This is a genomic window from Pseudomonas sp. TWR3-1-1 (assembly GCF_049896545.1).
Lineage (GTDB): Bacteria > Pseudomonadota > Gammaproteobacteria > Pseudomonadales > Pseudomonadaceae > Aquipseudomonas > Aquipseudomonas weihenstephanensis.
This window is the reverse complement of sequence record NZ_JAFCUO010000003.1, coordinates 249,893-269,748: the sequence shown is the minus strand read 5'-3', so window position 1 is coordinate 269,748 and position 19,856 is coordinate 249,893. Positions and strand designations below refer to the sequence as shown.

Here is a 19,856-nt window from a genome sequence, read left to right as displayed (position 1 = left end):
AGGAACGCCACTGTGAGTGCTCTGGGCAAATCCATTTTGCTGGTCGACGACGATCAGGAAATCCGCGAACTGCTTGATCTCTATCTCACCCGGGCGGGGTTTCAGGTGCGCACCGTGGGTGAGGGAGCGGGGTTTCGGCAGGCACTGGAACAGGCCCCCAGCGACTTATTGATCCTGGATGTGATGCTGCCCGACGAGGACGGTTTCAGTTTGTGCCGTTGGGTCAGGCAACATCCGCGCTGTGCCCAGACTCCCATCATCATGCTCACTGCCAGCTCCGACGAAACCGACCGGATTTTGGGGCTTGAATTGGGGGCAGACGACTACCTCGGCAAGCCCTTCAGCCCGCGTGAATTGCAAGCGCGGATCAAGGCGTTATTGCGGCGTGCGCAATTTGCCAGTGTCAGCCCGGAGGGCGGCAACCCGATTATGATGTTTGACGCGTGGCGCCTGAACACCGTGTCCCACCGGCTGTTCCATGCCGATGGCGAAGAAGTGATTCTGTCGGGCGCCGACTTTGCGCTGCTCAAGCTGTTTCTCGATCATCCGCAACAAATTCTGGATCGCGACACCATCGGCAATGCCACGCGCGGACGTGACCTGATGCCGCTGGACCGCATCGTCGACATGGCCGTCAGCCGTTTGCGCCAACGCCTGCGTGACACCGAAAAACCCTCACGGCTGATTCGTACCGTGCGCGGCAGCGGTTATCAATTGGCGGCCGAGGTCAGCCACGGGCATGACCATTAAGCGGTTGCGCAAGGTGCGTGTGCCCCGTTCATTGCTGGGGCGCATGTTGCTGCTCACGTTGCTGGCCATCTTGCTGGCGCAAACGTTATCCAGCGTGATCTGGCTCTCACAATTGCGCGCCACGCAACTTGAGGGGCTGGTGACCAGTGCCCGCAGCCTGGCGCACTCGATGAATGCCACGGTCAGTTACTTGCGTTCCCTGCCGTTGGCCTATCGACCGTTGGTGCTCGATCAAATGCGCAGCATGGGCGGTACGCGGTTTGTCGTAAGCCTCAATGAGCGCCCCCTGGACATGCAGGTATTACCCACCACGCAGCGCAAGGAAGCTGTGATCCGTGCAGTGGATCAGGTCCTGCGTAAATCGCTGGGGCCGGATGTCGACATGTCGGTCAAGTTCGTCAGCCCCCAAGACCTGCGTATTTTCAACGCAGGGCTCAAACTCGATGAACTGCCACGCTCCTGGGCGCACTTTGCCTTGACCCTGGAACCTGTCAACCCGCCGGTGCTGGTGACGCAAATCCAGATGGCGCCCGGCGAATGGCTGTACATCGCTTCACTGCTGCCACAGCCCTATACCAGCCTGGAAGAAGAAGGGCTGCCGGCCATGCAACTGTGGTTCATTGCGCTGAGCAGTGTTTTTTTGCTGCTTTCCATCGGTTTGCTGGTGCACTGGCAAAGCCGCCCGCTCAAGCGCTTGGCGCGGGCTGCGCGGGATTTGTCGTTGGGTGAGGAAGAGGTTGAACCCATCGAAATCGGCGGTGGCAGTGAGGTGGTGGAAGTCGCACGGGCGTTCAATACCATGCGTGCGCGCATCAGTCGCTACCTGACTGAGCGCAGCCAACTGTTCAGTGCTATTTCCCATGATCTGCGCACGCCCATCACCCGTTTGCGTCTGCGGGTTGAGTTGCTTGAAGACGAGCAGTTGCAACATAAGTTCGGTCGCGATCTGGATGAGTTGGAGCTGTTGGTCAAAGGCGCGCTGCAATGTGTAAAAGACACCGATATTCACGAAAACATCGAGCCGGTGAACCTGAATCTGTTGCTCGACTGTTTGATTGAGCCTTACGTGCTCCCACACGGTAATGGCCGCGTGACACTCACCGGGCGGGCACGCTGGCCCTATGCAGGCAAGTCCCTGGCGCTGCGCCGGTGCATGGGCAACTTGATAGACAACGCGCTCAAATACGGCCACAACGCGCATTTACTGATTGAAGATGACGCGCACGCGTTTGTGCTGCACGTAGACGATGAAGGCCCTGGCGTGCCCGAGCAGCGGCTGGAGCAAGTGTTTGAGCCGCATTTTCGGCTCTCTGGGCAGCAGCAGGGTTATGGTCTGGGCTTGGGGATCGCGCGCAATATTGCGCATAGCCACGGCGGCGAGGTCAGTTTGCAAAACCTGCGCGGTGGCGGCTTGCGGGTGACCTTGTGTTTACCGCGCGTGGCGGGATGAGTGACCGGTGTGCGCCTCATCAGTGGGTATTTTCTTTACTGTTGGCCGCCAAGTGCCGGCTGATCGACAAGCTGGCCTGTTCGGCGCTAATGGGCAGTAGCGGCTCCAGAAACGGGTTGGGCGATGGCTCGACGACGGGTTCGGGCGCCTTTTTAATCATTGCGGCTTTGATGCGATTTTCACGCACGCGCGCACTGGTTTGGCTGAAATGCTGTTGTAGCTTTTCCATGGCCACTTCATACGGTTCGTTGCACAACGTTAATTGGCGCTCGCGTTCTTGTAGCGCCATGAGTTTGGCCTGTTCATCGCCATAGCGATCAATGCGAAAACTCTTGCTCAAGTTGTAGCCATGAATACGCGTGGTCGCTCGCCAGTACTCGATGTTGTTTGATTGAATCCGATAAACCCCCGGATGACCGCTGGTGTTATGGGGCATCAGGCGCTGGCGGTGTTCATAGCTAAAGGACAGGGGCATTTTCAGCACCCACTGATTACGCACGCGCTCGGCCGCCAGTAATGCGGCTTCTTCGCCGCCATATTCGCTGATCTCAAAGACTTGGATATGCACTTTGCCAGAGCGCTGAATATCCACTTTCCACGCGTAAATCTCTCCGTTCTGATGTTTGAGGGGGTAAATGAAGTGTTGATTGGGAAGGAAAGGATTGCATTTGGACATGGCGTGTATCTCCTGATGGGCGTCGGCATCCGTTCATAAGTTGTAACGATGTTCAACAGATTCGCCGAAGTAATTTGCGTGTACAACGTGGGAAAACGACTTAGGGATGCGTCCTACAAGCAATGCGGAAATTGCTTTACAGGTTTGATAGCAAGAATTCTGGGATGTATCCGATTTCACCACTTGCAGGAGAATAAATAGTGCTGGCGAAAACCTTGGAAGTTTTGTCACGCAATGGTGACAAATGAACGTCTTTTCGTTACATGAGCCTTGCGGCAGGTGAGTAGACTCTTTGTAAGCGCAAGCAACAGACTTGCACAGTCATAACAACAAGAAAGGTCCTTCGATGAATGCATTCAACCGCCTCGCCCTTGTTATTTCTCTCGCTTCGCTACTTCCCCTCAATGCCTATGCAGCCGATACCCAAGGCAGCGTTGAAGTGGTGCATTGGTGGACCTCGGGTGGCGAAGCAAAAGCCGTCGATGTACTGAAAAAACTGATCGAAAAAGACGGTTACACCTGGCAAGACAGTGCAGTGGCAGGCGGCGGCGGTGCTGCGGCCATGACCGTGCTTAAAACCCGCGCGGTGTCCGGTAACCCGCCTTCGGCTGCGCAGATCAAAGGGCCGGACATCCAGGACTGGGCCGCACTGGGCCTGCTGACCAACGTGGATGAGGTCGCCAAGAGCAACAATTGGGACAAACTGCTGCCCAAAACGGTGTCTGACACCATGAAGTTCGATGGCCATTATGTCGCCGTACCGGTGAACATCCATCGCGTGAACTGGTTGTGGATCAACCCGCAAGCGTTCAAAAAAGCCGGTATCGACAAAGCCCCGACCACCCTCGATGAACTCTATGCCGCAGGTGACAAGCTCAAGGCCGCAGGTTTCATCCCGTTGGCCCACGGCGGGCAGCCGTGGCAAGACAGCACGGTCTTTGAGGACATGGTGCTGAGCATCATGGGCCCGCAAGGCTACAAAAAAGTGTTTGTCGAAAACGATGAGGCCACCTTGACCGGCCCGCAAATGACTGATGTGTTCACTCAGTTGAAAAAGCTTCAGGGCTACATGGACCCCGATGGCAGTGGTCAGGACTGGAACCTGGAAGCCGCCAAAGTCATCAACGGCAAAGCGGGCATGCAGATCATGGGTGACTGGGCGAAAAGTGAATGGACTGCGGCGGGTAAAAAAGCCGGCAATGATTATGAGTGCGTGCCATTTCCGGGTACTCAAGGCAGCTTCACCTACAACATCGACTCGCTGGCGATGTTCAAACTGGCCAAAAAGAACGACACCCCCGGCAACAATGCCGCGCGTGACGATTTAGCCAAAGTCGCGCTGGAACCTGAGTTCCAGTACGTGTTCAACCAGAACAAAGGCTCGATTCCGGTTCGCAATGACCTGGACATGAGCAAGTTCGACAGCTGCGCACAAGCGTCCGCCAAAGACTTTGCTGCGGCAGGTGAGAAAGGTCAGTTGCCAAGCATGGCGCACAACATGGCCACTTCTCTGGCCGTTCAGGGCGCGATTTTTGACGTGGTGACCAACTTCATGAGCGACAAAAATGCCGACCCGGCCAAAGCCGGCAAGCAACTGGCCTCGGCGATCAAGTCTGCCCGGTGATTGTCTGATACCCGCCGCGCTCGCGCGGCTCCTTTAATTTCGGATCGTCCGGCATTTGCGCAAGCGAATGCCGACACACCCTTGCGGGAGAATTTCGATGAGCGCTGTGGCTGTGTTCCACAAAGCCTCGCCGTTTGACGCGTTGCAACGCTGGTTGCCCAAGTTGGTATTGGCACCCAGCATGTTGATCGTGTTGGTTGGCTTTTATGGCTACATCTTTTGGACCTTCCTGCTTTCGTTTACCAACTCCAGCTTCATGCCCAGCTACACATGGGTGGGTTTGCAGCAATACGCACGCCTGATGGAAAACGATCGCTGGTGGGTGGCGAGTAAAAACCTGGCCGTGTTTGGCGGCATGTTTATCGCGATCAGCCTGGTGATTGGCGTATTCCTGGCGGTGCTGCTCGATCAGCGTATTCGCAAGGAAGGCTTCATTCGCACCATTTACCTGTACCCGATGGCGCTGTCGATGATCGTCACCGGTACGGCCTGGAAGTGGTTGCTCAACCCCGGGCTGGGGCTGGACAAAATGCTGCGTGACTGGGGCTGGGAAGGGTTTCGGTTTGACTGGCTGCTGGACCAGGATCGCGTGGTCTACTGCCTGGTCATCGCGGCAGTGTGGCAGGCCTCGGGGTTTGTCATGGCCATGTTTCTGGCCGGGTTGCGCGGGGTGGACCAGTCGATTATTCGTGCCGCTCAGGTGGACGGCGCGAGCTTGCCGACCATTTATTTGCGCATTGTCTTGCCGAGCCTGCGCCCGGTGTTTTTCAGCGCGTTCATGATTCTGGCGCACATCGCCATCAAGAGCTTTGACCTGGTGTCGGCGATGACCGCAGGCGGGCCGGGCTACTCGTCTGACTTGCCTGCCATGTTCATGTATTCGTTTACCTTCAGCCGTGGGCAAATGGGCGTTGGCTCGGCCAGTGCCATCATGATGCTGGGGGCGATTCTGGCGATTCTTGTGCCTTATCTGTACTCCGAGCTGAGGAATAAACGCCATGATTAACGCACAGCGTTTGACCTTCAGTCGTTTGGCCATCTACGCCACATTGATCCTGGCGGCGGCGGTGTATCTGGTGCCGTTGGTGGTGATGTTGCTCACCAGCTTCAAAAGCCCGGAAGACATTCGCACCGGTAACCTGCTGAGTTGGCCGCAAGTGATTGATGGCATTGGCTGGATCAAGGCGTGGGACACGGTGGGCGGGTACTTCTGGAACTCGGTCAAAATTACGATCCCTGCCGTGCTGATCTCCACCTTCATCGGTGCCATGAATGGCTACGTACTGTCGATGTGGCGCTTTCGCGGCTCGCAGCTGTTTTTCGGTCTGCTGTTGTTCGGCTGCTTTCTGCCCTTCCAGACGGTCTTGCTGCCTGCCTCGTTCACCATCGGCAAACTGGGGCTGGCCAACACCACCACCGGCCTGGTGCTGGTGCACGTGGTGTACGGGCTGGCATTCACCACGCTGTTTTTCCGCAACTACTACGTCAGCATCCCGGATGCGCTGGTCAAGGCTGCGCGGCTCGACGGCGCAGGGTTCTTCACGATCTTCGGGCGCATTCTGCTGCCCATGTCGGTGCCCATCATCATGGTGTGCCTGATCTGGCAGTTCACTCAAATCTGGAATGACTTTCTGTTCGGCGTGGTGTTTGCCAGTGGCGACGCGCAGCCCATCACCGTGGCGCTCAATAACCTGGTCAACACCAGCACCGGCGCCAAGGAATACAACGTCGACATGGCCGCGGCCATGATTGCCGGGCTGCCGACACTGCTGGTCTACATTTTTGCGGGCAAGTATTTCCTGCGCGGGCTGACGTCCGGCGCGGTCAAGGGGTAAGGCATGGCAACGCTCGAATTACGCAACGTCAACAAAACCTACGGCAAAGGTTTGCCCGACACGCTGAAAAACATTGAACTGAAAATCAACGACGGCGAGTTTCTGATTCTGGTCGGGCCTTCGGGTTGCGGTAAATCCACCTTAATGAACTGCATCGCCGGGCTTGAAAGCATCAGCGGTGGTTCGATTCTGGTGGACGACGCCGACATCAGCGGCATGAGCCCCAAGGATCGGGACATCGCCATGGTGTTTCAGTCCTACGCGCTGTACCCGACCATGAACGTGCGGGACAACATCGCGTTTGGCCTCAAGATCCGCAAGATGAGCACCGCAGCCATTGATGAAGAGGTGGCGCGGGTGGCCAAGCTGCTGCAAATCGAACACCTGCTCACGCGCAAGCCGGGGCAGTTGTCGGGTGGCCAGCAGCAGCGGGTGGCGATGGGCAGGGCGCTGGCGAGGCGGCCGAAGATTTATCTGTTTGATGAACCGCTGTCCAACCTCGACGCCAAATTGCGGGTCGAGATGCGCACCGAAATGAAGTTGATGCACCAGCGCCTGAAAACCACCACGGTTTATGTCACCCACGATCAGATCGAAGCCATGACCCTGGGCGACAAGGTGGCGGTGATGAAAGACGGGATCATTCAGCAGTTCGGGACGCCGAAGCAGATCTATAACGATCCGGCCAATTTGTTTGTCGCCAGTTTTATCGGGTCGCCACCGATGAATTTCATCCCGCTGCGTTTGCAGCGCCAGGAAGGGCGCCTGCTGGCGCTGCTCGACAGTGGCCAGGCGCGCTGTGAGCTGCCGTTAGGCGTACGCGACGAGGGTCTTGAAGACCGTGACGTGATCATCGGCATTCGCGCCGAACAAATCGTGCTGGCGGGCCATGAGCCGAACGGGTTGCCGACCCTTCGTGCCGAAGTTCAGGTGGTGGAGCCCACCGGCCCGGACACGCTGGTGTTTGTGAACCTCAATGGCAGCAAAGTGTGCTGCCGTCTGGCTCCGGATGACGCGCCTCAGGTGGGCGAAAGTCTCAATTTGCAGTTCGATCCTGCGAAAGTGCTACTGTTTGATGCAAACACAGGCGAGCGTCTGGGGGCGATGAGTTCGCCCCAGGCCCAGAGCCGGGCGGATAACGTGGCGCATTTCAAGGGTCGTTGATTCTGTACAGGGAGCCTGTTTGAGGTGCTCCTTGAGCGGTGCCGCGTTAAACAAAGCCAATAAAAAAACAACGAGGATCCAAGGGATGAACAACAGAATGACCCGCACCCGTCTGGCTTGCCAGCTGTCGGCTATTGTTGCGTTAGGACTGGGGGCGAGCAGTGTCTATGCCGACGACGCTTTCAGCGCTGATTCGAAATGGATGACCGGCGACTGGGGCGGTGAACGGACCAGACTGATCGAGCAGGGCATCGACATCAAGGCCGATTACGTCGGTGAAATGGGGGCCAACCTGCACGGGGGTTACAACAACGACAAGACGGCGCGCTACAGCGACCAGTTCGGTCTGGGCGTGGCGCTCGACCTGCAAAAGCTGTGGGGCTGGGATAACACCCAGGCCAAAATCCAGCTCACCAACCGTAATGGCCAGAACATCTCCAACGACCGCGTGGGCGATCCGCGTGCTGGCACCCTGAGTTCCTCCCAGGAAGTCTACGGCCGTGGGCACATGGTGCGTTTGACCCAATTGTGGATCCAGCATCAGTTCCTCGACGGCAAGCTGGACGTCAAGGCCGGTTACTTCGGCGAAGGCGAAGACTTCAACACGTTCCCCTGCGAGTTCCAGAACCTGGCGTTCTGTGGTTCTCAGGTGGGCAACTGGGCCACCAACATCTGGTACAACTGGCCGGTCAGCCAGGCGGCACTGCGGGTGAAGTACAACATTAGCCCCGAGTTTTATGCACAGATCGGCGCGTACAACCAGAACCCGTCGCAGCTTGAGCACGGCAACGGCTTCAAGCTCAGTGGTAGCGGCACCAAGGGCACGGTGCTGCCGGTAGAGCTGGTGTGGTCGCCGAAGGTCAACGATCTGCCGGGCGAATACCGTGTCGGTTACTACAAAAGCACGGCGCCTGCCGATGACGTGAGTGTCGACATCACCAGCACCGGCAAAGACTACCGTGTACGTGACAGCAAGCACGGTTACTGGTTCGTGGTGCAGCAGCAACTCACCACGCACAACGGTGATGCATCGCGCGGCTTGCATATCGCCGCCAACGCCACCTTCCACGACAAGGCCACCAATATCGTCGACAACTACCAGTCGCTGATGTTGGTGTACAAAGGTCCGTTCGACGCCCGCCCCAAAGATGACATCGGCATCGGTGCCGCCCGTATCCACGTCAACGATGACGTGAAAAAAAGCGCCGAGCTGATCAACGCCTCGATCGGTGTCACCGACTACAGCGACGCGTCGTACTCGCCGTTGCGCTCCACTGAGTACAACTACGAACTCAACTATGGCTTCCACGTGACCAACTGGCTGACAGTGCGTCCAAACTTGCAGTACATCGCGCACCCAGGTGGTGTGGACAAGGTTGATAACGCATTGGTGGCCGGGCTGAAAATTCAGTCGACGTTCTAAGTGCGCTAAGCTCCTTGCTTTTCTAGCGGGTAGCCCGGGCTATCCGCTTTTTTTCGGGTCGGCACTACCCGACGCATGATTTTCAGGATTGCGGCACATGCACGAGCATCCGCTTCATCGATTTTTTAAATTCAAACGAGAACAGCCGATCTTCCAATGGGAGCGCTTTCAGCAGCGTGACGTGTTGGTGATTAACCATCCGCATTGCCAGGCGGTGTTCAGCCGTCAAGGTGCGCAACTGTTGCACTTCAAGCCAACCGGGCAAAAACCGTGGCTGTGGTGCGCCGAGAAGTGGCCGCAGGTGGGCGCCATTCGGGGCGGGGTGCCGATTTGCTGGCCCTGGTATGGCCGTCATCCCAGCGAGAATGCGTGGCCGTCTCATGGCTGGGCCCGGTTGATCGACTGGAAGCTGCTGGACAGCCAAACAGATGAAGAGGGCGTGAGCCTGCACTGGCGTTTAACGCTGTGCGATTGGCAGGTGGATTTGCATGCGCGCTTGGGCGAGAGCATGGAGTTGCGCCTCAGTACCGAGCATCAGGACGACGAGCCCTGCCAAATGAGTCAGGCGCTGCGTGCTTACTGGCGTATTGGTGATGTTGCCGAGGTAGCGCTGTCTGGGCTGGATGGCGTGATCGGTTATGACCAACTGAACCGCGAAGCTTGCGAGCAAAAAGGCGAGTTGCGGGTGGACGGCGGTTGTCAGCGGGTGTTCCAGCATGACGGTGAAATGCAGCTCAACGATCACGCCTGGCACCGGGCCTTGAGTATTGATACGGGAGACAACGCCAACACCGTGGTCTGGCATCCCGGCAGACGGCCGTTGCTGGGCGTCAGTTGGAGTGAGGTGATGGGCTTTGTGTGTGTCGAGTCCACCAGCGGCAGCACCCGCCAGCAAAGCCTGGCCCCCGGCGAGCAAGCGCATTTGAGCCTGCACGCGCGGGCGGGGCTGTGCAGCGCCTGATCATCGGTTATGCGACGGTTACGCTGCCGGACGCCGCTTGCGGCAGCGGCGCCACAGTTGACTCTATTGCAGTTCATCCCCCACGGGGTAACGGCTGGCGTTGAGGCTTTCCTTGATTTTGCGCAAGTGCGGCTGGAAGTCCACGCCACGGCGCAACGTCATGCCGGTGGCCAGCACATCCAGCACGGTGAGCTGGATAATGCGCGAGGTCATGGGCATGTAAATGTCCGTGTCTTCGGGCAGCGGGATATTCAGGCTCAATGTACTGGCCTTGGCCAGTGGCGAATTTTCGGCGGTCAGCCCCAATACCGAGGCGCCGTTGGCCCGTGCAATACGAGCCACTTCAACCAGTTCGCGGGTACGACCGGTGTAGGAAATAATCACAAACAACTCACCCGTGTGGGCCACCGAGGCAATCATGCGCTGCATGAGTACGTCGGCATGCGCCGTGACAGCCAGGTTGAAGCGAAAGAACTTGTGCTGTGCATCCAGTGCTACGGGCGCTGAGGCACCCAGCCCGAAAAAGTGAATCTGCCGCGCTTGAATCAGCAAGTCCACGGCGCGGCTGATCAGGTTGGGGTCCAGCGCCTGGCAGGCACTGTCGAGCGAGGCGATGGCACTGCCGAAAATCTTTTGTGTGTAGGCCTCAGGGTTGTCGTCGGCTTCAACCGCGCGGCTGACATAGGCGGCGCCACTGGCCAGACTTTGCGCCAGTTGCAGTTTGAGCTCCGGGTAACCGCTGACACCAAACGAGCGGCAAAACCGGTTGACCGTCGGTTCACTGACCGACGCGGCCTGCGCCAGCGCCGCGATGCTGAAACGCGTCGCCTGCTGCGGGTTTTGCAGAATCACTTCGGCCACTTTACGCTCGGCTTTGTTCAGCTCTTCGAGGCGGCCTTTGATTTGTTCAAGTAAATTTCGCACGCGGTCCATTTATGTTCCTTGGGGCGTCGATGCAAGAGCCTGGCTGTAATGCGGCTCTGGAAGGTGGCCTATCCTACTGATGGCCCGATACGACCACTAGTAGCAATCTGTATTTAGAGAAAATGTTGTGTTTATTACTACATTTCTCCTTGAGTGATGCCTTGAAAAAAGGTATTTGTAGCTTAACTTGATAAAAGAACCAACATCATGTCTTCGATTACGGTTGAACCGTGCACCTTTGCCTTGTTTGGCGCCTTGGGCGATCTGGCACTGCGCAAATTGTTCCCTGCTTTATATCAACTGGATCGCGCCGGTCTGCTGCATGACGACACGCGCATTCTGGCACTGGCTCGCGAGCCGGGCGATGCGCTCACGCACCTGGCCCATATCGACAGCCAACTGCGTCAGTACGTCGGCGACAAGGAAATCGAAGACGCAGCACTCAGCCGCTTTGTGGCCCGCCTGAGCTACCTGCATGTGGACTTTCTCAAGGCACAAGACTACGTCGCGTTGGCCGAACAGGCCGGGACGGCACAACGCCTGATCGCCTATTTCGCCACGCCTGCGGCGGTGTACGGGGCCATTTGCGAAAACCTGTCGAAGGTCGGCCTGACGGACAACGCCCGTGTGGTGCTCGAAAAGCCCATCGGTTCGGACCTCGAGTCCTCGCGCAAGGTGAACGACGCCGTGGCGCAGTTCTTCCCTGAGACGCGCATTTACCGCATCGACCACTACCTGGGCAAAGACACCGTACAAAACCTGATTGCGCTGCGTTTTGCCAACAGCCTGTTTGAAACCCAGTGGAACCAGCGCTATATCTCCCACGTAGAAATCACCGTGGCCGAGAAAGTCGGCATTGAAGGGCGCTGGGGTTATTTCGACAAGGCTGGCCAACTGCGCGACATGATTCAAAACCACCTGTTGCAGCTCTTGTGCCTGATTGCGATGGACCCGCCTGCGGACCTCTCGGCCGACAGCATCCGCGACGAGAAGGTCAAGGTGCTCAAGGCGCTGGCGCCCATTACGGCCGAAGGCTTGACCACACAAGTGGTGCGCGGCCAGTACATTGCGGGCTACAGCGAAGGGCAGTCGGTGCCGGGTTATCTGGAGGAAGAAAACTCCAACACCCAGAGCGACACCGAAACCTTCGTCGCCCTGCGTGCCGACATTCGCAACTGGCGTTGGGCGGGCGTGCCGTTTTACCTGCGCACCGGCAAACGCATGCCGCAGAAGCTGTCGCAGATCGTCATTCACTTCAAAGAGCCTTCGCACTACATCTTTGCCCCCGAGCAGCGTCTGCAAATCGGCAACAAGCTGATCATTCGTCTGCAACCGGACGAAGGCATTTCCTTGCGGGTGATGACCAAAGACCAAGGTTTGGACAAGGGCATGCAGCTACGCAGCGGCCCGTTGCAGTTGAATTTTTCTGACACTTATCGCAGCTCGCGGGTGCCGGATGCCTACGAGCGTCTGTTGCTCGAAGTGATGCGCGGTAATCAGAACCTGTTTGTACGCAAAGATGAAATTGAAGCGGCATGGACCTGGTGCGACCAGTTGATCGCGGGCTGGAAGAAGTCGGGCGATGCGCCCAAGCCCTACGCGGCGGGGTCCTGGGGGCCGATGAGTTCCATTGCATTGATTACGCGAGACGGGAGGTCCTGGTATGGCGATATCTGATTTGAAACTGCCTGCGGGTGTAACGGCGCACACGTTCAACACACCAGCGGTGCTGGCTGAGGCGTTGGCTAAAACGGTCGCCGGGCAACTGAATGACGCGATCACTGCACAGGGTGTTGCCACCTTGGTGGTGTCGGGCGGTCGCAGTCCGGTGGCGTTTTTCCAGCGCCTGATCGAGCAGCCTGTCGATTGGTCCAAGGTGGTGGTCAGCCTGGCAGATGAGCGCTGGGTGCCAGTGGAGCATGCCGACAGCAATGCCGGACTGCTCAAGCAGCATTTGCTTAAAGGCCCGGCAGCCAAAGCGCGTTTTGTGGGTTTGTACAACGTTGCCCCCACACTGGACGCGGCAGCCGAACAGGCTGACCGCCAGTTGGCCGAATTGCCACCAATCGACGTGCTGATTCTGGGCATGGGCGATGACGGGCATACCGCCTCGCTGTTTCCTGCCAGCCCGAACCTCAAGCAAGCCCTGGACCTTGATAACCCGCGTCGTTGCTGGCCGATGCTGGCGCCGACGGTACCGCATCAGCGTCTGAGCATGAGCCGCCACCTGTTGAGCACTGCAAAGCACACGGTGCTGTCGGTACAGGGGCAGGCCAAATTGAACACTCTTACCGATGCGTTGGCGGGCGATGATGTTGCTGCTTTGCCGATTCGTGCCTTTTTGCAACCTACGTTAGAGATTTACTGGTGCCCATGAGCCAAGGATCAGCTGCCATGAAAATAACCACCCCGAACGTGTCGATGGCCGAGAAAGTCGCCCTGATCGACGCGCTGTGTGCCAAGGCTCGTATTTTGCCGGTGATCACCATCGCCCGTAAGCAGGACATCCTGCCGCTGGCGGATGCGTTGGCTGCCGGTGGCCTCAATGCCCTTGAAGTCACCTTGCGCTCGGAGTTTGGTCTGGAAGCGATTCGCGTGCTGCGTGATCAGCGCCCGGAGCTTACGACGGGTGCAGGCACTATTCTGGATCGCCACATGCTGGCGGCGGCAGAAGAAGCGGGCTCGCAGTTTATCGTCACGCCGGGTATTACCCGCGACTTGCTAGAGGCCAGCGTTGCCAGCGACATTCCGCTGTTGCCGGGCATCAGCAACGCGTCGGGGATCATGGAAGGTTATGGCTTGGGCTATCGCCGTTTTAAATTGTTTCCGGCTGAAGTCAGCGGCGGAGTGGCGGCCATCAAGGCGCTGGGCGGTCCGTTTGGCGAGGTGAAATTCTGCCCGACAGGCGGCGTCAGTCCGGCCAACATCCGCAGCTACATGGCGTTGAAAAACGTAATGTGTGTGGGCGGTAGCTGGATGCTAGACAGCGAATGGATCAAAAACGGTGACTGGGCGCGCATTCAGGAATGCACGGCCGAGGCATTGGCGCTGCTCGATTGAGTGTTTTGTAACAGGTTTGTTGTGTGATCTACGGTTTTTGGTGCGCTTGGTCGGCGCACCTTTTTTTTGCCTGCATTTTACGTGCGTTACCAAAGCCCTCACCCAACCCTGGCCCGGTGGGTGAGGGGGATTCTAGCCTTGCGCCAGCTCGCGCAACGCGCGGATCAACTGGTTGATGTCATCCAGCGTGGTGGCAAAACCCACGGTAATACGGATGCAACTGCCACAGGCAGACCCCTCACGCGCCACCGTGAACAGGTTGTAGTCCTTGAGCAGGCGCTCGACCATCGGCTGTTGGTCGTCCATATGGGTAAAGCGCAGCGAAGTGATGGCGCAGTTCAGTCGCGGGTCGTCTGGCGTCAGCACTTCAATGCCAGGCAGTTTGCGTGCTTCACCCACCCACAGGTCGCGCACATACTTGAGCCGTGCCCCCTTGGCTTTCGCCCCGCCCAGATCGGTGTGCTCTTGCAACACTTTGGGCAAGGTCAGCCAGGCTGCAATGTTGGCGGTGCCGTAGGGCGAGCGGTTACGGATGTCGGGTTCGGGATAACGCTGGTTGCCCATGTCCGGCGCAATGTCGGCCAAGCGCTGCGGGTCGATGTACATAAAACCCAGCGTCAGCGGTGCGCCGATCCATTTGTGCAGGTTGTAACCTGCAAACGCTACACCCATCGCAGGCAGGTCAAAATCGATTTGCCCCAGTGCATGGGCGCCATCGAGTATCACGTCAACCCCGTGCGCATTGGCCAGTTCGACAATGGCTTGCACTGGCAACACCAGTCCGGTGCGATGGGTGACATGGGTCAATGCCATCAGTTTGATGCGCGGGTGCTGGGCGAACGCCTGGCGATAGCTCTCCAGCAGGCTTTCATAGGTGGCGGGATGACGGTGGGTGATTTCAATCACTTCAAGCCCGCGCTGTTGTGCCACCCAGCGCATGGCGTACTCAACGCTGTGGTACTCCAGATCACAGATCAACAACTGATCGCCGGGCTGCAAGCCTTGGTAGTTGCGGATAAGCGATTGCAGGGCATCTGACGCGCAGTTGGTCAGTGCAATGCTGGCGTGATTGACCTTGAGCATGTCCGCAAGTTGATTACGAATGTCCAGGTTTTGCGTGTGATCGAAGCACTGGCGCACATGCACTGAGTTGCTGCGGTTAATAAACTCGATATTGCGTTGGTAATCCTGTGCGACCCCACGGGTCATGCGCCCGAAATAACCGTTTTCCAGGTTGATGGGGCCGGGTGCCAGGTCGTAGCGCTGTGTAATGGCGTGCCAGAAGTGTTCGTCGCGGGCGTTGTCTTCAATCCTTGGCATGGGAGGCGCTCTATCAATGGCGAGGTTTGGGTTTTCCGTGTTTAGCGCGCAACGGGTCCAGCAGGTCTGACAGACCGTTGTGATCAATTTCTTGCATCAAGGCCAGCAGGCCGCCCAACTCGCCGTGTGGAAAGCCTTCACGCGCAAACCAGTTCAGGTACTGGCCGGGGAGGTCAGCAATGATCCGGCCTTTGTATTTGCCAAACGGCATTTCGCGGGTTACCAGCAGTTCGAGTTTTTCGGGGTTCATGCGCCAGCCTTCGAGTACGTGAAACGTGTGAATGGAAAATACAGGCATTCTGCATGCAGGCCAATTGACAGTTCATGCAAAAAAACCGGATACAGTTTTATGTATTATTTTTAACTTATTGTTTTATAAGGTATTTATTTTAAATTCCAAGCTGGCACGGGGCATGCAATCTCTATTGCACGATCCTCAACCTTGTAAGGAATTGAACAATGACTGACCACAATAAAGAAGCCATTAGCGTCCTGAACGATCTGATCGAAACCAGCAAGGATGGCCAGGAAGGTTTCAAATCTTGCGCTGAAGACATCAAGCACCCGGAACTCAAAGCACTGTTTGTGAAACGTTCGGCTGATTGCGCCACTGCTGCCGCTGAACTGCAAGCCCAGGTGCGTGCGTTGGGTGGGGATCCTGAAACCAGCACCAGCGTGGCCGGTGACTTGCACCGCCGTTGGGTGGATGTGAAATCTATCTTCACGGGCAAAGACGAAGAGGCGGTGCTCAATGAAGCTGAGCGCGGTGAAGACCATGCGCTGAAAGCTTACAAAGAGGCGCTGGCAAAAATTGAAAAACACAACCTGGTGGGGATCCGTGACCTGGTAGAGCGCCAATACCACGGCGTACAACGTAATCACGATCAGGTTAAAGCGCTGCGCAATCAGGCCCGTGCTCGTTCTTGAGTGCTAACTGAAAGCATGAAAAACGCCGGCTAGCCGGCGTTTTTTTATGCCTCGAATCAGCCAATGCTGATGGCCGGCAGGGTTGGCAGCGTGACCGTTTGTTGTTTGCGCGGTGCCAGGATCTCGGCTTCGCCATCCACCACCAACTCATCGCGCTGGTTAAACACGCGGGTCGCAATGCGTACGCGAAACTTGGGCAGCTTTTCGAGAATTTCCAGGCGCACGGTCAAGGTGTCGCCAATCTTTACCGGCTTTTGAAAGCTCATTTGCTGGCCGATATAGATGGTGCCCGGTCCCGGTAATTCACAGGCCACGGCAGCGCTGATCAAAGCACCACTGAACATGCCGTGCGCAATGCGCTCTTTGAACATGGTAGCGGCGGCAAATTCAGGGTCCAGGTGTACCGGGTTGTGGTCGCCGGACATGGCCGCAAACAACTGAATGTCGCGCTCTTCGACGGTTTTGCTGTAGCTGGCCGTCTGGCCGACTTCGAGGGCTTCGTACGGGGTGTTGGTAACCTGGGTCATGTAGCGCATGTCCTGTGACGAGTGTTTAATTTCAAATGTTTGATTTTAAAGGCTTTAATAGTTTTTGTGACGACTCATTCGCTGCGCGTGGGCCGCGGGTGCATCAGGGCCTGGTTCAACCAGGCGATCACATCGCTGGTGACAGCGTCGCGATTGGTCTCATTAAAGAGTTCGTGCCGTGCCTGCGGGTAAACCTTCAATTGCACATGGCGGTTGCCCGCCTTGCGCAGCGCATGGGTCAGATCAGTGAGACGCTTGCCCTCACTGACCGGATCACATTCGCCGCCCATGACCAGTATTGGCAGGTTCGGATCGATCTGTGACAGGTTGGAGGCCTTGCTGATTTGCTGCAAGCCGCCCAGCAGATCAATCCAGAACTGATTGGTGCAGCGAAACCCGCAAAGTGGGTCAGCCGCGTAGGCATCGACTTCGCCCGGATCGCGGCTCAGCCAGTCATAGGGCGTGCGGGTGGGTTTGAACGCTTTGTTAAAAGAGCCGAACGACAGCCACTCGATCAGGGCGCTGCGGCCTTTGGGGCCTTGGCGCCAACGTTCAACGCGGGCAATCAGGCGCGCGGCCCGATACAACAGGACAGGTTGATAGTTTGAAGCGCTGAGTATCGCGCCGTGCACGCTGGCGCTGTGGTGCAGTAAATACGATTGGGCGATGTAACTGCCCATGCTGTGCCCCAGCAAAAAAACTGCAATGCCAGGGTGCGTCTGATTGATGTGCTGTTGCAGGCTGGCGACATCACTGACCACGGCGCACCAGCCATCCTCATCGGCAAAGTAGCCCAAGGTGCCGCGTTCCGCCGTTTTGCCATGCCCGCGCTGATCGTGGGCATACAGCGCAAAGCCGGCCGCGCACAGGGCGTTACCCAGTCGTTCATAGCGGGCGCTGTGCTCAGCCATGCCATGTGCCAGTAACACGATGGCTTTGGGCGTGCCAGCAGGCAGCCACCGTCTGACATACAGACTGCTGCGATCATTTGCATCCAGCCAAAAACTGTCAGAAGCCATGATGATTCCTTCGTCCTGAGTCCCGGGATCTGTACGAAATGTATCTACGCTCGGTTATGCGGGCTAGAACGCAGGCTCGCTTGACCGTTGCTCGAAAACATTGCGTGCAGACCCTAGCAGTGTATAGCGCATTCACAGGCTCACCAGCGCGCGCACCCGCTCGCAACAAAACGATTCAAGATGTAAATGGCGAAGATCGCTGTGTTTGCCTACAACTTGAGAACTGTTAACGTCCGCAGGTTCCGCTTTTGATTGCATGAAAGAGGCGGCCAGGCATGCTCAGGTAAGAGGATAAAAATAATGCAACCTGATTTCTGGAATGACAAACGTCCGGCCGGTGTACCGCTGGACATTGATATGACGGCCTTCAAGTCAGTCGTCGATGTGTTTGAACGCTCCTGCAAGAAGTTTGCAGACCGGCCGGCCTTCAGCAATCTTGGCGTGACCCTGACGTACGCTGAACTTGAGCGTCACAGCGCGGCTTTTGCCGGCTACTTGCAACAGCACACCGACCTTAAACCAGGCGATCGCATCGCGGTGCAAATGCCCAATGTGTTGCAGTACCCGATAGCGGTGTTTGGTGCGCTGCGCGCGGGGCTGGTGGTGGTCAACACCAACCCGTTGTACACCTCGCGCGAAATGCGCCATCAGTTCAAAAGCGCGGGCATTCGTGCGCTGGTGTATCTGAATATGTTCGGCAAGCGCGTGCAGGAAGTGCTGGAAGACACCGACATCGACTTTCTGATTGAAGCCAAAATGGGCGACATGATGCCGGCCGTCAAAGGGTGGGTTACCAACCTGGTGGTCGATAAAGTCAAAAAGCTGGTGCCGCCTTACAGTGTCCCCCGGGCCATTTCATTCAAGAGCGTCCTGCATCTGGGCGCGGGGCAATCCATCCAGCCGGTGACATCGACACTCGATGATATTGCCGTGCTGCAATACACCGGGGGCACCACAGGGCTGCCCAAAGGCGCGATGCTGACCCACGCCAACCTGGTCGCCAACATGCAGCAAGTGCGCGCCTGCCTGTCGCAGCATGACGCACAGGGCCAGCCGATCCTGCGCGATGGTCGCGAGATCATGATTGCGCCGTTGCCGCTCTACCATATCTATGCGTTCACAGCCAATTGCATGGGCATGATGGTGACGGGCAACCACAACGTATTGATCACCAACCCGCGTGACATCAAAGGCTTTATCAAAGAGCTGAAGAACTGGCGTTTTACCGCGTTTCTGGGGCTTAACACGTTGTTCGTAGCGCTGATGGATCACCCGGACTTCAAGACACTGGATTTCTCCGGGCTTAAAGTCACCAATTCGGGCGGCACGGCATTGGTCAAAGCCACGGCCGAACGCTGGGAAAAACTCACCGGCTGTCGCATCGTCGAGGGTTACGGCCTGACCGAAACTTCGCCGGTGGCCAGTGCCAACCCGTGTGGCTCTTTGGCGCGCCTGGGCACGGTTGGCATGCCTGTGCCGGGCACGGCGATGAAGGTCATCAGCGATGAGGGTGTCGATTTGGGCCTGGGTGAGCGGGGCGAGTTGTGCGTTAAAGGCCCCCAAGTGATGAAGGGTTACTGGCAAAATCCGCAGGCCACGGCTGAAGTGCTGGACGCCGAAGGCTGGTTCAAGACCGGTGACGTGGCGGTGATTGATCCTGATGGCTTTGTGCGCATTGTCGACCGTAAAAAAGACCTGATCATCGTGTCGGGCTTCAACGTGTACCCCAATGAGATCGAAGACATCGTCATGGCCCACCCCAAGGTGGCGAACTGCGCGGTGATTGGCGTGCCGGATGACCGCACCGGTGAGGCGGTCAAACTATTCGTTGTGGCGCGCGCCGGTGGCGTAACGGTCGAAGAACTCAAGGCCTACTGCAAAGACAACTTCACCGGCTACAAAGTACCCAAGCAAATTGTGCTGCGCGATTCACTGCCCATGACCCCTGTGGGCAAGATCCTGCGCCGCGAGTTGCGTGATAACGCCTGATTCGTTCAACCAGGCGACAAGCGCCCGCTTGCCTTGAGCTCGCGGGCGTTTTTATGGGTGTTTATAAAACTGGAATATCCGCGCGAATCGCCCTGAAAAGCCCGTAATAGAGGGCTTAGATACGATGTTGAGTTTTTATTCTAATGATGACTTAGGATTGTCCTACAGTCAGGTTGGTTACTTTGTAGGCCGTTTTTGGCTCTAGGC

At 57.3% G+C, this 19,856-nt stretch carries 19 protein-coding genes; 13 read left to right on the top strand and 6 right to left on the bottom strand.

The window, feature by feature from the left end; translation table 11 throughout:
* The first annotated feature begins 12 nt into the window (after positions 1-12).
* Together ACP7A4_RS09900 and ACP7A4_RS09895 are read left to right on the top strand one after the other, a co-directional pair.
* Positions 13-750, top strand: coding sequence for a response regulator (locus tag ACP7A4_RS09900; protein WP_059764703.1), 738 nt, complete (start codon positions 13-15; stop codon positions 748-750).
* Positions 740-2,200 carry an ATP-binding protein gene (locus ACP7A4_RS09895; protein WP_238938420.1) on the top strand — a complete coding sequence of 487 codons (1,461 nt, stop codon included), beginning with the start codon at positions 740-742 and terminating at the stop codon, positions 2,198-2,200. Before ACP7A4_RS09900 ends, ACP7A4_RS09895 begins: the two co-directional genes overlap by 11 nt.
* Before the next feature lie 19 nt (positions 2,201-2,219).
* On the opposite strand, the gene ACP7A4_RS09890 is transcribed toward ACP7A4_RS09895, so the two are convergent.
* Positions 2,220-2,876, bottom strand: a complete 657-nt coding sequence (locus ACP7A4_RS09890; RefSeq protein ID WP_059764708.1) for an AP2 domain-containing protein — start codon at positions 2,874-2,876, stop codon at positions 2,220-2,222.
* A 346-nt stretch (positions 2,877-3,222) separates the two neighbouring features.
* Here ACP7A4_RS09890 and ACP7A4_RS09885 point away from each other — a divergent pair, with 346 nt between their 5' ends.
* The 6 genes from ACP7A4_RS09885 (at position 3,223) to ACP7A4_RS09860 (ending at position 9,883) form a co-directional block, all read left to right on the top strand.
* Complete coding sequence (locus ACP7A4_RS09885) at positions 3,223-4,500, top strand: ABC transporter substrate-binding protein (RefSeq protein ID WP_426246600.1); 1,278 nt, start codon at positions 3,223-3,225, stop codon at positions 4,498-4,500.
* Positions 4,501-4,597: 97 nt separating this feature from the next.
* Positions 4,598-5,506 carry a carbohydrate ABC transporter permease gene (locus tag ACP7A4_RS09880; RefSeq protein WP_048363435.1) on the top strand — a complete coding sequence of 303 codons (909 nt, stop codon included), beginning with the start codon at positions 4,598-4,600 and terminating at the stop codon, positions 5,504-5,506.
* Positions 5,499-6,335 (top strand): carbohydrate ABC transporter permease, encoded by an 837-nt coding sequence (locus tag ACP7A4_RS09875; protein ID WP_048363436.1) that lies wholly within the window; start codon positions 5,499-5,501, stop codon positions 6,333-6,335. The genes ACP7A4_RS09880 and ACP7A4_RS09875 overlap by 8 nt, the downstream gene beginning before the upstream one ends.
* A gap of 3 nt (positions 6,336-6,338) precedes the next feature.
* Positions 6,339-7,499: an ABC transporter ATP-binding protein gene (locus ACP7A4_RS09870; protein WP_059764718.1), complete on the top strand. Its 1,161-nt coding sequence runs from the start codon at positions 6,339-6,341 to the stop codon at positions 7,497-7,499.
* Positions 7,500-7,584: 85 nt separating this feature from the next.
* Positions 7,585-8,922 (top strand): carbohydrate porin, encoded by a 1,338-nt coding sequence (locus ACP7A4_RS09865; protein ID WP_059764719.1) that lies wholly within the window; start codon positions 7,585-7,587, stop codon positions 8,920-8,922.
* Between the two features lie 97 nt (positions 8,923-9,019).
* Complete coding sequence (locus tag ACP7A4_RS09860) at positions 9,020-9,883, top strand: D-hexose-6-phosphate mutarotase (RefSeq protein WP_048363439.1); 864 nt, start codon at positions 9,020-9,022, stop codon at positions 9,881-9,883.
* Between the two features lie 63 nt (positions 9,884-9,946).
* On the opposite strand, the gene ACP7A4_RS09855 is transcribed toward ACP7A4_RS09860, so the two are convergent.
* Positions 9,947-10,807, bottom strand: coding sequence for a MurR/RpiR family transcriptional regulator (locus ACP7A4_RS09855; protein WP_173426974.1), 861 nt, complete (start codon positions 10,805-10,807; stop codon positions 9,947-9,949).
* Positions 10,808-11,014: 207 nt separating this feature from the next.
* Between ACP7A4_RS09855 and zwf the strand changes: the two genes are divergently transcribed.
* Genes zwf through ACP7A4_RS09840 form a run of 3 tightly spaced genes read left to right on the top strand, consistent with a single transcriptional unit; the run spans position 11,015 to position 13,867 of the window.
* Positions 11,015-12,484: a glucose-6-phosphate dehydrogenase gene (gene zwf, locus ACP7A4_RS09850; protein WP_059764721.1), complete on the top strand. Its 1,470-nt coding sequence runs from the start codon at positions 11,015-11,017 to the stop codon at positions 12,482-12,484.
* Positions 12,471-13,184 carry a 6-phosphogluconolactonase gene (gene pgl / locus ACP7A4_RS09845; protein WP_059764723.1) on the top strand — a complete coding sequence of 238 codons (714 nt, stop codon included), beginning with the start codon at positions 12,471-12,473 and terminating at the stop codon, positions 13,182-13,184. Before zwf ends, pgl begins: the two co-directional genes overlap by 14 nt.
* A 17-nt stretch (positions 13,185-13,201) precedes the next feature.
* Positions 13,202-13,867, top strand: coding sequence for a bifunctional 4-hydroxy-2-oxoglutarate aldolase/2-dehydro-3-deoxy-phosphogluconate aldolase (locus ACP7A4_RS09840; RefSeq protein WP_059764725.1), 666 nt, complete (start codon positions 13,202-13,204; stop codon positions 13,865-13,867).
* Positions 13,868-13,999: 132 nt separating this feature from the next.
* Here the strand turns inward: ACP7A4_RS09840 and ACP7A4_RS09835 are convergent, their stop codons facing one another.
* Both ACP7A4_RS09835 and ACP7A4_RS09830 read right to left on the bottom strand, forming a co-directional pair.
* Complete coding sequence (locus ACP7A4_RS09835) at positions 14,000-15,187, bottom strand: aminotransferase class V-fold PLP-dependent enzyme (protein WP_426246595.1); 1,188 nt, start codon at positions 15,185-15,187, stop codon at positions 14,000-14,002.
* 13 nt (positions 15,188-15,200) lie between these two features.
* On the bottom strand, positions 15,201-15,437 hold the full coding sequence (locus ACP7A4_RS09830; protein ID WP_019693207.1) for a DUF3820 family protein: 237 nt from the start codon (positions 15,435-15,437) through the stop codon (positions 15,201-15,203).
* Between the two features lie 209 nt (positions 15,438-15,646).
* On the opposite strand from ACP7A4_RS09830, the gene ACP7A4_RS09825 reads away from it, so the two are divergent.
* Positions 15,647-16,114, top strand: coding sequence for a ferritin-like domain-containing protein (locus tag ACP7A4_RS09825; protein WP_426246593.1), 468 nt, complete (start codon positions 15,647-15,649; stop codon positions 16,112-16,114).
* A 56-nt stretch (positions 16,115-16,170) separates the two neighbouring features.
* On the opposite strand, the gene ACP7A4_RS09820 is transcribed toward ACP7A4_RS09825, so the two are convergent.
* Both ACP7A4_RS09820 and ACP7A4_RS09815 read right to left on the bottom strand, forming a co-directional pair.
* Positions 16,171-16,641, bottom strand: a complete 471-nt coding sequence (locus ACP7A4_RS09820) for a MaoC family dehydratase (protein ID WP_047277033.1) — start codon at positions 16,639-16,641, stop codon at positions 16,171-16,173.
* Between the two features lie 74 nt (positions 16,642-16,715).
* Positions 16,716-17,660 (bottom strand): lysophospholipase, encoded by a 945-nt coding sequence (locus ACP7A4_RS09815; protein WP_426246591.1) that lies wholly within the window; start codon positions 17,658-17,660, stop codon positions 16,716-16,718.
* 300 nt (positions 17,661-17,960) lie between these two features.
* Between ACP7A4_RS09815 and fadD2 the strand changes: the two genes are divergently transcribed.
* Entirely contained in the window at positions 17,961-19,649 is a 1,689-nt protein-coding gene (fadD2, locus tag ACP7A4_RS09810) for a long-chain-fatty-acid--CoA ligase FadD2 (protein ID WP_059764733.1), read from the top strand.
* The last annotated feature ends 207 nt before the right edge of the window (positions 19,650-19,856 follow it).

What these genes read in the sequence shown, in the direction of transcription:
- ACP7A4_RS09835 (WP_426246595.1), bottom strand. Translation starts at nt 15,187, where the DNA reads ATGCCAAGGATTGAAGACAACGCCCGCGACGAACACTTCTGGCACGCC.
- ACP7A4_RS09830 (WP_019693207.1), bottom strand. Translation starts at nt 15,437, where the DNA reads ATGAACCCCGAAAAACTCGAACTGCTGGTAACCCGCGAAATGCCGTTT.
- zwf (WP_059764721.1), top strand. Translation starts at nt 11,015, where the DNA reads ATGTCTTCGATTACGGTTGAACCGTGCACCTTTGCCTTGTTTGGCGCC.
- ACP7A4_RS09895 (WP_238938420.1), top strand. Translation starts at nt 740, where the DNA reads ATGACCATTAAGCGGTTGCGCAAGGTGCGTGTGCCCCGTTCATTGCTG.
- ACP7A4_RS09870 (WP_059764718.1), top strand. Translation starts at nt 6,339, where the DNA reads ATGGCAACGCTCGAATTACGCAACGTCAACAAAACCTACGGCAAAGGT.
- ACP7A4_RS09875 (WP_048363436.1), top strand. Translation starts at nt 5,499, where the DNA reads ATGATTAACGCACAGCGTTTGACCTTCAGTCGTTTGGCCATCTACGCC.
- ACP7A4_RS09825 (WP_426246593.1), top strand. Translation starts at nt 15,647, where the DNA reads ATGACTGACCACAATAAAGAAGCCATTAGCGTCCTGAACGATCTGATC.
- ACP7A4_RS09865 (WP_059764719.1), top strand. Translation starts at nt 7,585, where the DNA reads ATGAACAACAGAATGACCCGCACCCGTCTGGCTTGCCAGCTGTCGGCT.
- pgl (WP_059764723.1), top strand. Translation starts at nt 12,471, where the DNA reads ATGGCGATATCTGATTTGAAACTGCCTGCGGGTGTAACGGCGCACACG.
- ACP7A4_RS09885 (WP_426246600.1), top strand. Translation starts at nt 3,223, where the DNA reads ATGAATGCATTCAACCGCCTCGCCCTTGTTATTTCTCTCGCTTCGCTA.
- ACP7A4_RS09860 (WP_048363439.1), top strand. Translation starts at nt 9,020, where the DNA reads ATGCACGAGCATCCGCTTCATCGATTTTTTAAATTCAAACGAGAACAG.
- fadD2 (WP_059764733.1), top strand. Translation starts at nt 17,961, where the DNA reads ATGCAACCTGATTTCTGGAATGACAAACGTCCGGCCGGTGTACCGCTG.
- ACP7A4_RS09880 (WP_048363435.1), top strand. Translation starts at nt 4,598, where the DNA reads ATGAGCGCTGTGGCTGTGTTCCACAAAGCCTCGCCGTTTGACGCGTTG.
- ACP7A4_RS09890 (WP_059764708.1), bottom strand. Translation starts at nt 2,876, where the DNA reads ATGTCCAAATGCAATCCTTTCCTTCCCAATCAACACTTCATTTACCCC.
- ACP7A4_RS09840 (WP_059764725.1), top strand. Translation starts at nt 13,202, where the DNA reads ATGAAAATAACCACCCCGAACGTGTCGATGGCCGAGAAAGTCGCCCTG.
- ACP7A4_RS09815 (WP_426246591.1), bottom strand. Translation starts at nt 17,660, where the DNA reads ATGGCTTCTGACAGTTTTTGGCTGGATGCAAATGATCGCAGCAGTCTG.
- ACP7A4_RS09820 (WP_047277033.1), bottom strand. Translation starts at nt 16,641, where the DNA reads ATGACCCAGGTTACCAACACCCCGTACGAAGCCCTCGAAGTCGGCCAG.